The organism is Pseudomonas sp. TE3911, assembly GCF_054062775.1.
Genome location: NZ_JBSSFP010000001.1, coordinates 5,153,810 through 5,167,494 on the forward strand (window position 1 = coordinate 5,153,810; position 13,685 = coordinate 5,167,494).

The window sequence follows — 13,685 nt, forward strand, 5'->3', positions numbered from 1 at the left end:
CGGACGACTGAACATGCCGCGGGCCTTTTTTTATTAGATGAGTCATGGCGGTTAGCCACAGGCGTTGGGCGCAATCCTAGTCGCGGGTTGAACTATGTGTCAATTTCGCGAATCGTCTGTATTTAGGCGAAATAATTCTAAGCAAAGGCCTATAGCCTGTCTGAAAACGACAAAAATCTTGTCGCATACAAGAAAAAAACACATCCAGTAACACATATCAAAGTGGATACGTTTGGTAATAGATAACGTACGCAAATGCAAAGCATTACCATTAGCGCGTTTTCTCCTCCCAAACATTTTGGATACTTTTCCCAATGCCTGCCCCTCGCCTGACACCCATGACTCTTGGGCTTTCTGTTCTGCTGTCTGCCGGTTTTGCCTGCGCGGCCACCACCTTGCCCGAGACCTCGATCAGCGTCGAAGCTGACGAAGATGACCCGCGCATCAAGGAAACCAGCACCGCCACACGCACCGCCACTCCCGTGCGTTATGTGCCTCAGGCTATTGATTCGGTGAAGACTGAGAACCTGCGTTCATACGGCACCAACGACCTGGGCCAGGCTTTGAGCGGCATCCCCAACGTGAGCAGCGGCGCCGATACACGTTTCGACAGTGTGCGCATCCGTGGTTTTGACGCGAGCAATGACTTCTACCTGGACGGCATTCGCGACGACAGCCAGTACGTGCGCGACCTGCATAACATCGAGCGCATCGAAGTGCTCAAAGGCCCGGCAGCAGTGCTTTACGGGCGAGGAGGTCAGGGAGGGATCGTCAACCGCGTGAGCAAGTTGCCAACGGCCGGGCACAAATCGAGCATCGAGGCGCAAGGCGGCAGCAACGATTTGCGCAGCCTGTATGCCGACCTGAGCACTGACCCCACCGATAACATCAGCCTGCGCCTGAACATGGGTAACCAGGACAACAACAGCTTTCGCGACGACGTGAGCGGCAGTCGCCAACTGTTTGCACCGTCCATGAGCTGGCAACTCACGCCTGACCTGAACTGGCTGGTGCAATACGAATACAGCCGCTACAACCGCACGCCTGATCGCGGCGTGCCCGGCGTCAACGGGCGCCCAGCGGATGTGAGCCGCAGCACCACCTACGGCGACAGCCGCGATTACATCGACGACAAAACCCAGTCCCTGCGCTCCAAGCTCACCTACGAGCTCAACGACAACTGGCAACTGCGCCAGACGCTGGGCGTGTTCAAGCTCGACAGCGATTTCGACAATACCTACCAAACCGGCTACAACCCTGCGAACAACCGCGTGACGCGCCAACGCTGGCAACAGGACCTGACCACCCTCAACATTTTCAACAACGTCGAGCTCGAAGGCAGTTTCAGTACCTATGGCCTGGAGCACCGCCTGCTCACTGGCCTTGAGCTGGGCAGCCAACGTCGCGATCCAAAGCTATACAGTGGTGGCCTGACCGTGCCGGCCATTGACCTCAACCAGCCGAATCGTCATTTGAGCCATACCGGGCGGATGAGCGTGTCGAGCAACAACCACACCGAAGTCGAAAGCCGCGCCATTTACGTCCAGGACCAACTGCGCCTGAATGATCAATGGCAAGTGCTGGCCGGCGTGCGTTACGACGTGTTTGAAGTGAGCACCAAAAACAAGCTGCTCAATGTTCAGGAGGGGGTCGACAGCCGCAAGGCCAGCCCACGTTTCGGCCTGGTGTGGACGCCTCTGGAACACCACTCGTTCTATGCCTCGTGGAGCAAGACGTTCTCACCGGCAGGGGGTGGTTTGATCGGCATCACCCCGAACGCCGCCGGCAGCGTCAACGACCTGAGCCCCGAGCTGACCAAGCAGAAAGAAATCGGCGTGAAGAGTGACTGGCTCGACGACCGCCTGAGCACCACTCTGGCGGTGTACGAACTGGAACTCTACAACCGCCGCACCAACGACCCGCTTGACCGCACCATCATCCTGCTCAGCGGCCTTCAGCGTTCGCGTGGCGTGGAGCTGACGGCCACCGGCAAGATCGTCGGCAATTGGTATGTACGCGGCGGTGTTGGCGTGCAGGATGCCAAGGTCGAGAAAGACAACAATGGCTTTGAAGGCAAGCGCGTCAGCGACGTCGCCAAGCGCAATGCCAGCCTGTTTATCACCTGGAAACCGGAAATGGGCTGGTACGCAGAAACCGGCCTGACGCTGGTGGGCGACCGTTATGCCGACAGTCTCAACACCGTGGTCCTACCGGGTTATGGCAGTTGGGATGCGCTGGTCGGGTTCCGCCATAAAGAATGGGACGTGCGGGCGGCGCTGAACAACATTACCGACAAGACTTACTACGAATCAGCAACCAGTGTGGCGCAGATTCAGCCGGGGGAGCCGCGTAACCTGGTGGTGACGGGGACTTACAGCTTTTAATTTAAGTGTGGGAGGGGCTGCTTCGCCGCACAACGCAGGCGAGCCCCCTCGCCGCAGCAGGCTCGCTCAAACCTTTGATGGCCGTGTTGTTCAGTTTTTGAGCAGGTCACACAACGCGTGCACTTCATCATCACTGAACAACCCTACCGGGTAGCGTTCACTCATCACGCTGCGCAGATCCGATTGCCGCCGGACCTGCCGCGCGCCGTGTTCCTTCAACCAGTGCCCCAGCGCATGGATCGTATCGTTGTTAACCCGTAAAGGGTGGAAGGTGCGCGTGTAGATCGGGTTGATATCGGCGTTCATTTCAGCGCTCTCTCCTACTGCTTGAGCGGCTAACTTACTCAAGGTTTATGACAGAACTGTGCAGTTCTCACCTTGGGCCACTGAGGCAACACCGATACAAGAGCTATGCCAATGTCGCGTGCTTGCGGGCTTATGGGCACAAAAAAGCCCGCGGCCTTACTGGGCCGCGGGCTTGCTGCAGACGCTGAAACCGAGTAGCACCCGGCCGCCGGAAAGGCGCTGTTACAACTGCACTCAGTTTTTGTGCGGGGCGGGCTGCTGCTGGGTCAGACAGTGGATATTACCGCCACCCAGTAACAGTTCACGGCCCGGCACCATCACCACTTCGTGTTGCGGGAACAGGTTCTGCAGGATGGCCTTGGCTTCGTTGTCCAGCGGGTCGTCGAAGCTTGGCGCGATGATGCCGCCGTTGACGATCAGGAAGTTGACGTAGGAACCGGCTAACCGCACGGTCGGATTACGTTCCTGGGTGCCGTCCACCGGGTCAACACCTGCGCATTCTTCTTCAGTGGCATACAACGGCCCTGGGATCGGCATTTTGTGCACTGTGAATGGGCGGCCCTGAGCGTCGGTGCTGCTTTGCAGCACGTCCATCGCCGCGTGGCAGCGGGCGTAGTTCGGGTCTTGCGCATCGTCGGTCCACGCCAACAACACTTCACCTGGACGCACGTAGCAGCAGAAGTTATCCACATGGCCGTCGGTTTCGTCGTTGAACAGACCGTCCGGCAGCCAGATGATCTTATCCACAGCCAAGTTGGCGCTGAGCACCGCTTCGATCTCGGCACGGTCAAGGTGCGGGTTGCGATTGCGGTTGAGCAGGCATTCTTCAGTAGTGATCAGGGTGCCTTCGCCATCGACATGGATCGAACCGCCTTCCAGCACAAAACCTTCGGTGCGATAACGCGGTGCTCGCTCGATTTCGAGGATCTTGCCGCCCACCTGCGAGTCGCGATTCCACGGCGAGTAGAGGCCGCCATCAAAACCGCCCCAGGCGTTGAAATCCCAGTTCACGCCGCGCACTTCGCCGCTGTTGTTGATCACGAACGTCGGGCCAGTGTCGCGTACCCAGGCGTCATCGCTGGACATTTCCACCACACGAATATTCGGCACGTCCAAACGAGCGCGGGCGTTTTCGTACTGGCCGGCAGAAACCGCCACGGTCACCGGCTCAAAACGCGCGATGGCCTTGGCCACTGCCACATGAGCCGCCTGCGCAGGTTTACCCCCCAGACGCCAGTTGTCCGGGCGCTCGGGCCAGACCATCCAGGTTTGCGTCTGTGGTGCCCATTCGGCGGGCATATGGAAGCCATCGGCGCGGGGGGTGCTGTGCAGGGTGGTCATGGCGATCAGGACTCCGAATGGGGGAAAAGGCCGACTTTATAACGGATAAAAATCGGCTTTAAAAGCGATCAAAAAGCATGATCGATAAATATGACAGGTAATAGCCGATAACAATCGATTAATTACAACTGCTCATCGAGTACCTTCGACAACATGTCGACAAAAAAATCCACGCTGCGTTTAGACGTAACCATCGGCGGCTTGATCTTGAGGATGTTCAGGTAGTCACCAGTAGGTTGCATGAAAATCCCCAACGCGCGCAGGCGGTCACATAGCAACGTGGTCTCTTCGGTCGCCGGTTCCAGGGTTTGTCGATCGCGAACCAACTCCAGGCCAAGATAAAAACCGGAACCGTGAACCGCGCCCACCAAGGGATGGCGATCAATCAGTGCTTCCAACCGCGCCTTGAAATGCCCTCCGACAACTTTGGCGTTTTCCCACAGTTTTTCTTCCTCCATCACGTCCAGCACCGCCATGCCGATGCGGCAACTCACCGGGCTGCCCCCGACGACGAGAAGAAATACCCTCCAGCCTCCAGTGCCTCGGCGATTTCCCGCCGGGTAATCACTGCACCCAACGGCTGGCCGTTGCCCATGCCCTTGGCCATGGTGATGATGTCAGGTACAACGCCCTGCTCTTCAAAGCCTCAGAAAAAATGCCCCATGCGGCCATAGCCCACCTGCACTTCATCGGCGATGCAGACGCCGCCCTGAGCGCGAACCAACCCGTACACCTGCTCAGCGCCCTGATGACCTTGGGTACGCGCACGCCCTGCAGTGTGTTGAGGGCTGCGAGCTAGGGCTGCAACTCCACAGCGGCGTAGTCGCCCCGGCAGATTTTCAGAACAAACCGGCCGCGGGAGCTGTCGACTTTGTAATTGAGGTCTTGCTGGCTGCCCAATGACTGCAACGTGCCAGAAAGGCCGTTTTTTAGACGTGTATATCGCCATTGTTCAGGGGGCTTGCGCAACCCCCACATGCACACGGTCCTGACCAGCGCCACAACACAAGCTATGCTCCATTCGCTAAACGTCCGCCTAAGGAAAAGGGCCCCAGTCATGCGCATTCTCATTACCGGTGGCGCCGGTTTTATCGGTTCTGCTTTGATACGTCATCTGATTCAGCACACCGAGCACGAAGTGCTCAACCTGGACAAACTCACCTACGCCGGCAATCTGGAATCGCTGACCAGTATCGCGGCCAATAGCCGCTATGAGTTCGTACAGGCCGATATCATCGACCAAGCCACCGTCAGCGCAGTGCTCGCGCGCTTCGAGCCTCAAGCGATCATGCATCTGGCCGCCGAATCCCACGTCGACCGTTCGATTGACGGCCCGTCGGATTTTATCCAGACCAATATCGTCGGCACCTACAGCCTGCTGGAAGCCGCCCGCGGCTACTGGCAAACCCTTTCCGGGCCAGACAAGAGCGCGTTTCGCTTCCACCATATTTCTACCGACGAGGTCTACGGCGACCTACACGGCGTGGACGATCTGTTCACCGAAACCACGCCCTACGCGCCCAGTTCGCCCTACTCTGCCAGCAAAGCCGCGTCCGACCACTTGGTCCGCGCCTGGCAACGCACCTACGGCCTGCCCGTGTTGCTGACCAATTGCTCCAACAACTACGGCCCCTTCCACTTTCCTGAAAAGTTGATTCCGCTGGTGATCCTCAACGCTCTCGCGGGCAAGCCTTTGCCGGTCTATGGTGATGGCTTGCAAGTGCGCGACTGGCTGTTTGTCGAGGACCACGCCCGAGCGTTGCTCACCGTCGTGACGCACGGCGTAGTCGGCGAGACCTACAACATCGGCGGCCACAACGAGCAGAAGAACATCGATGTTGTGCGCAGCATCTGCAGCCTGCTGGAGGAATTGGTACCCCACCCTCCGCACGGTGTGGAGAAATACGCCGACCTGATCACGTTCGTGAAAGACCGTCCGGGCCACGACCAACGCTACGCGATCGACGCCAGCAAAATCGAACGCGAACTGGGCTGGGTACCCGAAGAAACCTTTGAAACCGGGCTGCGCAAAACCGTGCAGTGGTACCTCGATAACCTGGAATGGTGCCGCAGGGTTCAGGATGGGAGTTATCAAGGTGAACGATTGGGCAATACCGACACGAGGGATCTGATTGCATGAAAGGAATCGTATTGGCCGGTGGCTCCGGCACACGCTTGCACCCCATCACCCTGGGTGTCTCCAAACAACTGCTGCCGGTCTACGACAAGCCGATGATTTACTACCCGATCTCGGTACTGATGCTGGCAGGCATCAAAGAAATTCTGGTGATTTCCACGCCGGCGGACTTACCGCAATACCGCAACCTGCTGGGTGACGGTAGCCAGTTTGGCGTGACGTTCAGCTACGCCGAACAACCGAAGCCGGACGGGCTGGCGCAAGCCTTCCTGATTGGCGAGCAGTTCATCGGCAACAACCCCGTGTGCCTGATCCTGGGCGACAACATTTTCCACGGCCAGCGTTTCAGCGAGCAGTTGCATGCGGCGGTCAATCGCGGCAAAGGTGCCACGGTGTTTGGCTATTGGGTCAAAGACCCAGAGCGCTTCGGTGTAATCGACTTCGACAGCGAAGGCCGCGCCCTGTCCATCGAAGAAAAACCCGCTGTACCGAAATCCAGCTATGCCGTCACCGGCCTGTATTTTTACGACAACGACGTGGTCAGCATCGCCAAGGCGGTCAAACCCTCCGCCCGTGGCGAACTGGAAATCACCGACGTCAACAACGCTTATCTCAAGCGCGGCGACTTGCAGGTGGAGCGCTTCGGTCGAGGTTTCGCCTGGCTGGATACCGGCACCCACGACAGTTTGCTGGACGCGTCGCAGTACGTGCAGACCATCGAGCGTCGCCAAGGTCTCAAAGTGGCGTGCCTTGAAGAAATCGCCTACGGCAACGGCTGGATCGACCGCGACCATTTGTTGGAGCGCGCCAAATACTTCGGCAAGACCGGTTATGGTCAGTACCTGTATTCCCTGGCGGGAGACAACCAGTGAATATCATCGACACCTCACTTCCCGGTGTATTGATCCTCGAACCAAAAGTATTCGGTGACGAACGCGGCTTTTTCTACGAAAGCTTCAACGCCCGAGCCTTTGCAGAGGCTACCGGGCTCAGGCGCGAGTTCGTCCAGGACAACCACTCGCGCTCACAAAAAAATGTGCTGCGAGGCCTGCATTACCAACTGGAGCACACCCAAGGCAAACTCGTGCGTGTCACCGCTGGCGAAGTGCTCGATGTCGCCGTGGACATTCGCCGCAGTTCGCCGAACTTCGGCCAATGGGTGGGCGTACGTCTGTCGGCACAGAACCGTCGCCAGTTGTGGGTACCGGAAGGGTTTGCCCATGGGTTTGTGGTGCTGAGCGACTACGCCGAGTTCCTGTACAAGACCACCGACTACTACCAGCCGAGCGCCGAACGCAGCATCCTGTGGAATGACCCGACGCTGGCTATCGACTGGGAGCTGAACGAGCCGCCGCAACTGTCCGCCAAGGACCAGGCGGGCAAACTGCTGATGGACGCCGATCTGTTCCCATGAAGATCCTGATTACCGGCCAACATGGCCAAGTCTCCCAGGCACTGCAAGCGCACCTTCAGGGGCTGGGCGAATTGATGGTGCTTGGCAGCAACCAGCTCGACCTGGCCAAACCGGACCAGATCCGCGAGCAGATCCGCGCCCATCGCCCCGACCTGATCATCAACGCCGCCGCCCACACCGCAGTCGACCAAGCCGAAAGCGAACCAGACGCCGCATTCGCCATCAACGCCATCGCCCCCGGCATCCTTGCGCAGGAAGCCAAGGCCCTGGGGATTCCACTGATTCACTACTCCACCGACTATGTGTTCGACGGCAGCAAGCCTGCGCCCTACACCGAAGCCGACACGCCGAACCCGTTGAGCGTCTACGGCCAGAGTAAGCTGGCGGGCGAGCAGGCCATTGCGACGGCGGGCGGTCAATACCTGATCCTGCGTACCAGTTGGGTCTACTCCAACCAGGGCAAGAATTTCCTGCTGACCATGCAACGCCTGCTGCAAGAGAAACCGCAGATGCGCATCGTGGCTGACCAGATCGGCGCGCCAACATGGGCCGGGACCATTGCCGGCAGCACCCGCGCACTGATCGAGCGCTGGCTGGCCGGCGAGGCGGGAGAATGGGGTATTTATCACCTCACCGCCCAAGGTGAAACATCGTGGTTCGGCTTCGCTCAGGCGATTGGCGAGCACCTGCACGCCGATGGCAAAGCCTGTGCCGAACTGGAAGCGATCCCATCCAGCGCCTACCCGACGGCCGCCAAGCGCCCCTTGAACTCACGCCTCGATTGCAGCCGCTTGCAGCAACAGTGGCACGTCAGCCAGCCACACTGGCAAGACGCATTGCGCGAGTGTCTTGCACAGCAGCACTAGGCATAATGCGCCTGTCCCCATAGGCGCACGACTCCCATGACTCCATCCCTTCCGCGAAGACCCCGCTGGCGCAGCCTCGCCCTGCTGGCATTGTGCCTGGCACCGCTGCTGTGGCCGCTGGAGCACTTGGCCGAGCGCTATTACCGCAGCGAACTGGCCGGGCAGAATCGCCAGACCCTCGACCTCTACGTCGCCAACCTGTTGGGCACCCTGCACCGCTATGAAGTGCTGCCGCAGATCCTCGGCGACTTGCCCGCGCTGCGCACCGTGCTGGATGCGCCGAATGTAAGCTCCCATCAAATCAACGCCAACCTGCTGCTCAAGGACGTCGCCGCCCAGGCCGGGGTTGAAGTGATGTACCTGATGGACACCACCGGCAAGACCCTCGCCGCCTCGAACTGGGATAAACAGGACAGCTTTGTCGGGCGCAATTTCTCGTTCCGCCCGTACTTCAGCGAAGCCATGGCCGGGCGCCTCGGGCGGTTTTTCGGCCTGGGTACTACGTCGGCCAAACGCGGTTATTTCTTCGCCGCCGCCGTGCGCGAGGGCGACAAGATCATCGGCGTGCTGGTGGTCAAGGTCGACCTGGACCATACCGAAAGCCTGTGGGGCAACACGCCTGAACAACTGCTGGTAACCGACCACAACGGCGTGGTGATCCTCACCTCACGCCCGCAATGGCGTTTCCGCGCCACTCGGCCGCTGACCGCTGAAGAACGACAGGCGATCACTGCAATCCAGCCCTACCCCACCCGTGATCCACAGCCGCTGAGCCTAAGCAACACCGCATGGTTGCGCCAATCCACTGCCATCGCCGAGACCGGCTGGAACGTCGAAATCCTCGCGCCCCAATCATTGATCAGCCGCCCGGTGCGCACGGTGGTCGCCGTGGGTGGGGCCACGCTTCTGGTGCTGATGTTGCTGCTCGGTTTGATGATGCAACGACGCCGCCATTACCTGGAGCGCATCGCTTTTGAAGCCAAGGCGCGTCGCGAACTGGAAGCCCGTGTGATCGAGCGGACCAGCGACCTGGAAGGCTTGAACCGCCGCCTCAAACAAGAAGTGCTGGAACGCGAACATGCCCAGCAGGAACTGGTGCGCGCCCAGGATGATTTGGTGCAAGCGGGCAAGCTCTCGGCGCTGGGCACCATGTCGGCGAGTATCAGCCACGAACTCAATCAGCCCCTGGCCGCAATTCGCAGCTATGCGGAAAACGCCGAGATCCTGCTGGACCATGAACGCACCGCCGATGCGCGGGGCAACCTTAAGTTGATCAGCGAACTGACCGGACGCATGGCTTCGATCATCGCCCACCTGCGCGCCTTCGCCCGGCGCGACCGGCATGCGCCGGAGAGCGTGGCCCTGCAACCGGCGCTAGACGACGCGCTGGCGCTGCTGGCCAAACGTCGGCGGTCAATGGAAGTGGAGCTGATCCGCGATTTGCCGGAAGCGACCCTGTGGGTACAGGCCGGCGAAACACGGCTGCGCCAAGTGCTGGGCAACTTGCTGGCCAACGCCCTGGACGCCCTCACCGAAAAAGGCCCGCCGCGTAAACTGTGGCTGAGTGCCGAAACCACCGCCCAAGGCGTCAACCTGTACATTCGTGACAATGGCCCTGGGTTTTGCATGGAAGCGTTGGGCCGCGCCAGCGAACCGTTCTACACCACCAAGACCCGCACCCAAGGCCTGGGATTGGGCCTGGCGATCTGTGACACCTTGATGCGTGCCTTTGGCGGCGAACTGTCGTTCGCTAACCACAAGGAAGGTGGCGCGCTGTTAACCCTGAAATTGCGTGCCGGCTCGCCGGGCGTCAGTCTGCAACCGTCCGAGGACCGCAGTGTATGAGTATCGATAACCAGATTCAGGTGGTGTTGATCGACGACGATCCACACCTGCGTCAGGCCCTGTGCCAGACCCTGGACCTGGCCGGGCTGAAAGTCCTGACCCTGGGCGAAGCCACCGGCCTCACCGCGCGCCTGTCGCGGGATTGGCCGGGCGTAGTGGTCAGCGACATCCGCATGCCCGGCATGGACGGCCTGGAGCTGCTGGCCGAACTACACGGCCAGGATCCAGACCTGCCGGTGCTGCTGATCACCGGCCACGGCGACGTGCCGTTGGCGGTGCAGGCGATGCGCGCGGGTGCCTATGACTTCCTCGAAAAACCCTTCGCCAGCGACTCGCTGCTCGACAGCGTGCGCCGCGCCCTGGCCTTGCGCCGGCTGGTGTTGGATAACCGCAGCCTGCGCCTGGCCCTCAGCGACCGCCAGCAACTGAGCACGCGACTCGTTGGGCACTCACCGCAAATGCTGCGCCTGCGCGAGCAGATCGGCGCGTTGGCGGCGACCAAGGCCGACGTGCTGATCCTCGGTGAAACCGGCGCCGGCAAAGAAGTCGTGGCCCGTGCACTGCATGACCTGTCGAACCGACGCAGCGGTCCGTTTGTGGCGATCAACGCCGGTGCCCTGGCGGAATCTGTAGTGGAAAGCGAACTGTTCGGTCATGAGCCCGGAGCCTTTACCGGGGCGCAGAAACGCCGCATCGGCAAGTTCGAGTTTGCCAACGGCGGCACCTTGTTCCTCGACGAAATCGAAAGCATGAGCCTGGATGTGCAGGTCAAACTGTTGCGCCTGTTGCAGGAGCGCGTGGTGGAACGCCTGGGCGGCAATCAACTGATCCCGCTGGATATCCGCATTATCGCTGCCACCAAGGAGGACCTGCGCCAGGCCGCCGACCAGGGCCGTTTCCGCGCCGACTTGTATTACCGTCTCAACGTCGCGCCGCTGCGCATTCCGCCGCTGCGCGAGCGCGGTGAAGATGCATTGATGCTCTTCCAGCACTTCGCCGACGAAGCCAGCAGCCGCCATGGCCTGACGTTGCACGAGCTGCAGCCGGGCCAGCGGGCCTTGTTGTTGCGTCACAGCTGGCCGGGCAATGTGCGGGAATTGCAGAACGCCGCCGAGCGCTTTGCACTGGGCCTGGAACTGGCACTGGACAGCACGCCGGACAACCCCGCCAGCAGCGTACTGACCTCCACACCGGGTGGCTTGAGCGAGCAAGTCGAGCAGTTCGAGAAAAGCCTGATCGCTGCCGAACTGACCCGTCCCCACAGCTCCATGCGCAGCCTCGCCGAAGCCCTCGGAGTACCGCGCAAGACCTTGCACGACAAACTGCGCAAGCATGGCCTGAACTTCGCCAACCAAAGCGCCGACGACGAATGACCCTGCCCACCCACCAAGAGGTCCCCATGAGCCGCGACAGCCGTTACCTGGAATCCGTCCTGCACCACGACATCCCCCTGACCCGGGAAATGGGCCTCAAGGTGCTCGACTGGCAAGACAGGCAACTGCGGCTGCACCTGCCCCTGCAGGCCAATATCAACCACAAGAGCACCATGTTCGGCGGCAGCCTCTACTGCGGCGCGGTGCTGGCGGGTTGGGGCTGGCTGCACCTGCAACTGCGTGAGGAAGGGATTGAAGACGGGCATATCGTGATTCAGGAAGGGCAGATCAGTTATCCGCTGCCGGTGACGCAAGACGCGACCGCAATATGCGCGGCGCCGGAGGAGAAGGTGTGGAAGCGCTTTGTCGCGACCTACAAGCGGTATGGCCGGGCGCGGTTGGCGTTGGACACGTGGATCGTGAATGAGGGCAGTGACGAAAGAGCGGTAGCCTTCACTGGCCAATACGTCCTGCACCGCTAGAAGCCAATACACAAAACAAATGTGGGAGGGGGTTTGCTCCCGATGGCGGTAGTTCAGTCACTGCTGTATTGACTGATACACCGCTATCGGGGGCAAGCCCCCTCCCACATTTTGATCTGCGATGGTTTTAAGATCTTGCCAAGGTCAGCAACCGCTCACGCCAGGCAGCCTTGGCCGGCAACGCCAGAAAAAACGGGTTCAACAACGATTCCCGCGCCGGGTAGCTGAACGGCTCACCACTCAACTCCAGCACCTCGCCCCCCGCACCTTCGAGCACGCCTTGTGCCGCAGCCGTATCCCATTGCGAAGTCGGCGCCAAGCGTGGATAGCAGTCGGCGCTGCCCTCGGCCAACAGGCAGAACTTCAACGAGCTGCCGATATTCGCCAACTTCAACTCACCCACGCCTGCGCTCAACCCGTCCAGCAAACGCTCCTGCTCGGGGCTGGTATGCCGACGGCTGGCAACCACCGTGAATGCCTCACCCGCCGCCGGTGCCTTGCGCACCTGGATCTGCCTGGGCGCTTCGTTCACATCGGATCGCCACGCGCCTAAACCTGCGCCGCCAAAGTAGCAACGGCCACTGGTGGGCATCGACACCACACCGAACACCACGCGGCCGTGTTCAATCAGGGCGATATTGACGGTGAACTCTTCACTGCCGGCGATGAATTCCTTGGTGCCGTCCAGCGGGTCCACCAACCACCAACGCGTCCAGCCTGCGCGCACGCTCTGGTCGATATCAGCGTCTTCTTCGGACAGCACGGGGATGCTCGGGTCCAGCGCGGTGAGGCCAGCGAGAATCAGGTGGTGGGCGGCCAGGTCTGCTGCCGTCACCGGCGAATCGTCGGCCTTTGAAGTCACCGCCACATCGGCGCGCCAGTACGGCAGGATGACTTCACCCGCCTGGCGAGCCAGCTCGATTACAGGGGCGATAAACGGGTGGCCTAAAAACAGTTCGCTCATGCGGTAAACGCTCCACGCTGGATCAACAGATCTCGTATCAGGTACAACGCCGCCAAAGCGCGACCCTCACTGAATTGCTCGTTTTGCGCTAACTGTGACAGCTCGCGCAGATTGACCCGATCCACGCGCATCGGCTCGGGCTCATCGCCTTCAAGGCTTTCTTCATACAGGTCAGTGGCCAATACCACTTGGATTTTCTGGCTCATATAACCGGGCGACAGCGACAGCTCGGTAATGTGTTCCAACTGTCGCGCGCCGTAACCGGCTTCTTCCTTGAGCTCACGATCGGCGGCAGCCAGTACGTCTTCACCCGGTTCGATCAGGCCTTTGGGCAAGGACAACTCATATTCGTCGATACCGCCGCAGTACTCTTCCACCAGCAAGGCATGCTCTTCATCGATCATCGCCACGATCATCACCGCGCCATAGCCGGCACCACGCCCCACCAGGCGCTCGTAGGTCCGTTCAACGCCATTGGAAAAGCGCAACTGCACTTCCTCCACGCGGAACAAACGGCTACTGGCGACTATTTCGCGGGCGAGGACGGTGGGTTTCTGGCGCATGAGCGGCTCC

General features: G+C 60.3%; 12 protein-coding genes and 1 pseudogene. 8 read left to right on the forward strand and 5 right to left on the reverse strand.

The genetic code is table 11. The annotated features are described in order from the left end of the window. Positions 1 to 314 precede the first annotated feature (314 nt). The gene (locus ACVWXD_RS23280; protein ID WP_457371368.1) at positions 315 to 2,384 is read left to right on the forward strand and encodes a TonB-dependent receptor; all 2,070 of its coding nucleotides are present in this window, start codon (positions 315 to 317) and stop codon (positions 2,382 to 2,384) included. 90 nt (positions 2,385 to 2,474) lie between these two features. Here ACVWXD_RS23280 and ACVWXD_RS23285 read toward each other — a convergent pair whose 3' ends face one another. The 3 genes and pseudogenes from ACVWXD_RS23285 to ACVWXD_RS23295 form a co-directional block, all read right to left on the reverse strand. Next, positions 2,475 to 2,690, reverse strand: a complete 216-nt coding sequence (locus ACVWXD_RS23285) for a hypothetical protein (RefSeq protein ID WP_032884982.1) — start codon at positions 2,688 to 2,690, stop codon at positions 2,475 to 2,477. 234 nt (positions 2,691 to 2,924) lie between these two features. Further along, positions 2,925 to 4,031: an agmatine deiminase gene (aguA, locus tag ACVWXD_RS23290; protein ID WP_032884980.1), complete on the reverse strand. Its 1,107-nt coding sequence runs from the start codon at positions 4,029 to 4,031 to the stop codon at positions 2,925 to 2,927. A gap of 122 nt (positions 4,032 to 4,153) precedes the next feature. Further along, a pseudogene (locus ACVWXD_RS23295) lies at positions 4,154 to 4,770 on the reverse strand (aminotransferase class III-fold pyridoxal phosphate-dependent enzyme); the annotation flags it as partial. Positions 4,771 to 5,088: 318 nt separating this feature from the next. Here ACVWXD_RS23295 and rfbB point away from each other — a divergent pair. The 7 genes from rfbB to ACVWXD_RS23330 are packed head-to-tail and all read left to right on the forward strand — an operon-like array spanning position 5,089 to position 12,148. Beyond that, complete coding sequence (rfbB, locus tag ACVWXD_RS23300) at positions 5,089 to 6,171, forward strand: dTDP-glucose 4,6-dehydratase (RefSeq protein ID WP_457371369.1); 1,083 nt, start codon at positions 5,089 to 5,091, stop codon at positions 6,169 to 6,171. Continuing rightward, positions 6,168 to 7,040 (forward strand): glucose-1-phosphate thymidylyltransferase RfbA, encoded by an 873-nt coding sequence (gene rfbA / locus ACVWXD_RS23305; RefSeq protein ID WP_032884973.1) that lies wholly within the window; start codon positions 6,168 to 6,170, stop codon positions 7,038 to 7,040. The genes rfbB and rfbA overlap by 4 nt, the downstream gene beginning before the upstream one ends. Then, positions 7,037 to 7,582 (forward strand): dTDP-4-dehydrorhamnose 3,5-epimerase, encoded by a 546-nt coding sequence (rfbC, locus tag ACVWXD_RS23310; protein WP_032884972.1) that lies wholly within the window; start codon positions 7,037 to 7,039, stop codon positions 7,580 to 7,582. Before rfbA ends, rfbC begins: the two co-directional genes overlap by 4 nt. After that, entirely contained in the window at positions 7,579 to 8,448 is an 870-nt protein-coding gene (rfbD, locus tag ACVWXD_RS23315; RefSeq protein WP_457371370.1) for a dTDP-4-dehydrorhamnose reductase, read from the forward strand. The genes rfbC and rfbD overlap by 4 nt, the downstream gene beginning before the upstream one ends. A 36-nt stretch (positions 8,449 to 8,484) precedes the next feature. Beyond that, a complete protein-coding gene (locus ACVWXD_RS23320) occupies positions 8,485 to 10,293 on the forward strand; it encodes a sensor histidine kinase (protein WP_032884970.1) in 1,809 nt (602 codons plus the stop codon). Next, positions 10,290 to 11,666, forward strand: coding sequence for a sigma-54-dependent transcriptional regulator (locus ACVWXD_RS23325; protein ID WP_032884969.1), 1,377 nt, complete (start codon positions 10,290 to 10,292; stop codon positions 11,664 to 11,666). Before ACVWXD_RS23320 ends, ACVWXD_RS23325 begins: the two co-directional genes overlap by 4 nt. Before the next feature lie 26 nt (positions 11,667 to 11,692). Continuing rightward, the gene (locus tag ACVWXD_RS23330) at positions 11,693 to 12,148 is read left to right on the forward strand and encodes a YiiD C-terminal domain-containing protein (RefSeq protein WP_457371371.1); all 456 of its coding nucleotides are present in this window, start codon (positions 11,693 to 11,695) and stop codon (positions 12,146 to 12,148) included. Between the two features lie 127 nt (positions 12,149 to 12,275). Here the strand turns inward: ACVWXD_RS23330 and cysQ are convergent, their stop codons facing one another. Both cysQ and nudE read right to left on the reverse strand, forming a co-directional pair. Further along, positions 12,276 to 13,112, reverse strand: a complete 837-nt coding sequence (cysQ, locus tag ACVWXD_RS23335) for a 3'(2'),5'-bisphosphate nucleotidase CysQ (RefSeq protein WP_032884967.1) — start codon at positions 13,110 to 13,112, stop codon at positions 12,276 to 12,278. Beyond that, positions 13,109 to 13,675 carry an ADP compounds hydrolase NudE gene (gene nudE / locus ACVWXD_RS23340; RefSeq protein WP_457371372.1) on the reverse strand — a complete coding sequence of 189 codons (567 nt, stop codon included), beginning with the start codon at positions 13,673 to 13,675 and terminating at the stop codon, positions 13,109 to 13,111. Before nudE ends, cysQ begins: the two co-directional genes overlap by 4 nt. Positions 13,676 to 13,685 lie beyond the last annotated feature (10 nt).

What these genes read in the sequence shown, in the direction of transcription:
- ACVWXD_RS23280 (WP_457371368.1), top strand. Translation starts at nt 315, where the DNA reads ATGCCTGCCCCTCGCCTGACACCCATGACTCTTGGGCTTTCTGTTCTG.
- ACVWXD_RS23285 (WP_032884982.1), bottom strand. Translation starts at nt 2,690, where the DNA reads ATGAACGCCGATATCAACCCGATCTACACGCGCACCTTCCACCCTTTA.
- aguA (WP_032884980.1), bottom strand. Translation starts at nt 4,031, where the DNA reads ATGACCACCCTGCACAGCACCCCCCGCGCCGATGGCTTCCATATGCCC.
- rfbB (WP_457371369.1), top strand. Translation starts at nt 5,089, where the DNA reads ATGCGCATTCTCATTACCGGTGGCGCCGGTTTTATCGGTTCTGCTTTG.
- rfbA (WP_032884973.1), top strand. Translation starts at nt 6,168, where the DNA reads ATGAAAGGAATCGTATTGGCCGGTGGCTCCGGCACACGCTTGCACCCC.
- rfbD (WP_457371370.1), top strand. Translation starts at nt 7,579, where the DNA reads ATGAAGATCCTGATTACCGGCCAACATGGCCAAGTCTCCCAGGCACTG.
- ACVWXD_RS23320 (WP_032884970.1), top strand. Translation starts at nt 8,485, where the DNA reads ATGACTCCATCCCTTCCGCGAAGACCCCGCTGGCGCAGCCTCGCCCTG.
- ACVWXD_RS23325 (WP_032884969.1), top strand. Translation starts at nt 10,290, where the DNA reads ATGAGTATCGATAACCAGATTCAGGTGGTGTTGATCGACGACGATCCA.
- ACVWXD_RS23330 (WP_457371371.1), top strand. Translation starts at nt 11,693, where the DNA reads ATGAGCCGCGACAGCCGTTACCTGGAATCCGTCCTGCACCACGACATC.
- cysQ (WP_032884967.1), bottom strand. Translation starts at nt 13,112, where the DNA reads ATGAGCGAACTGTTTTTAGGCCACCCGTTTATCGCCCCTGTAATCGAG.
- nudE (WP_457371372.1), bottom strand. Translation starts at nt 13,675, where the DNA reads ATGCGCCAGAAACCCACCGTCCTCGCCCGCGAAATAGTCGCCAGTAGC.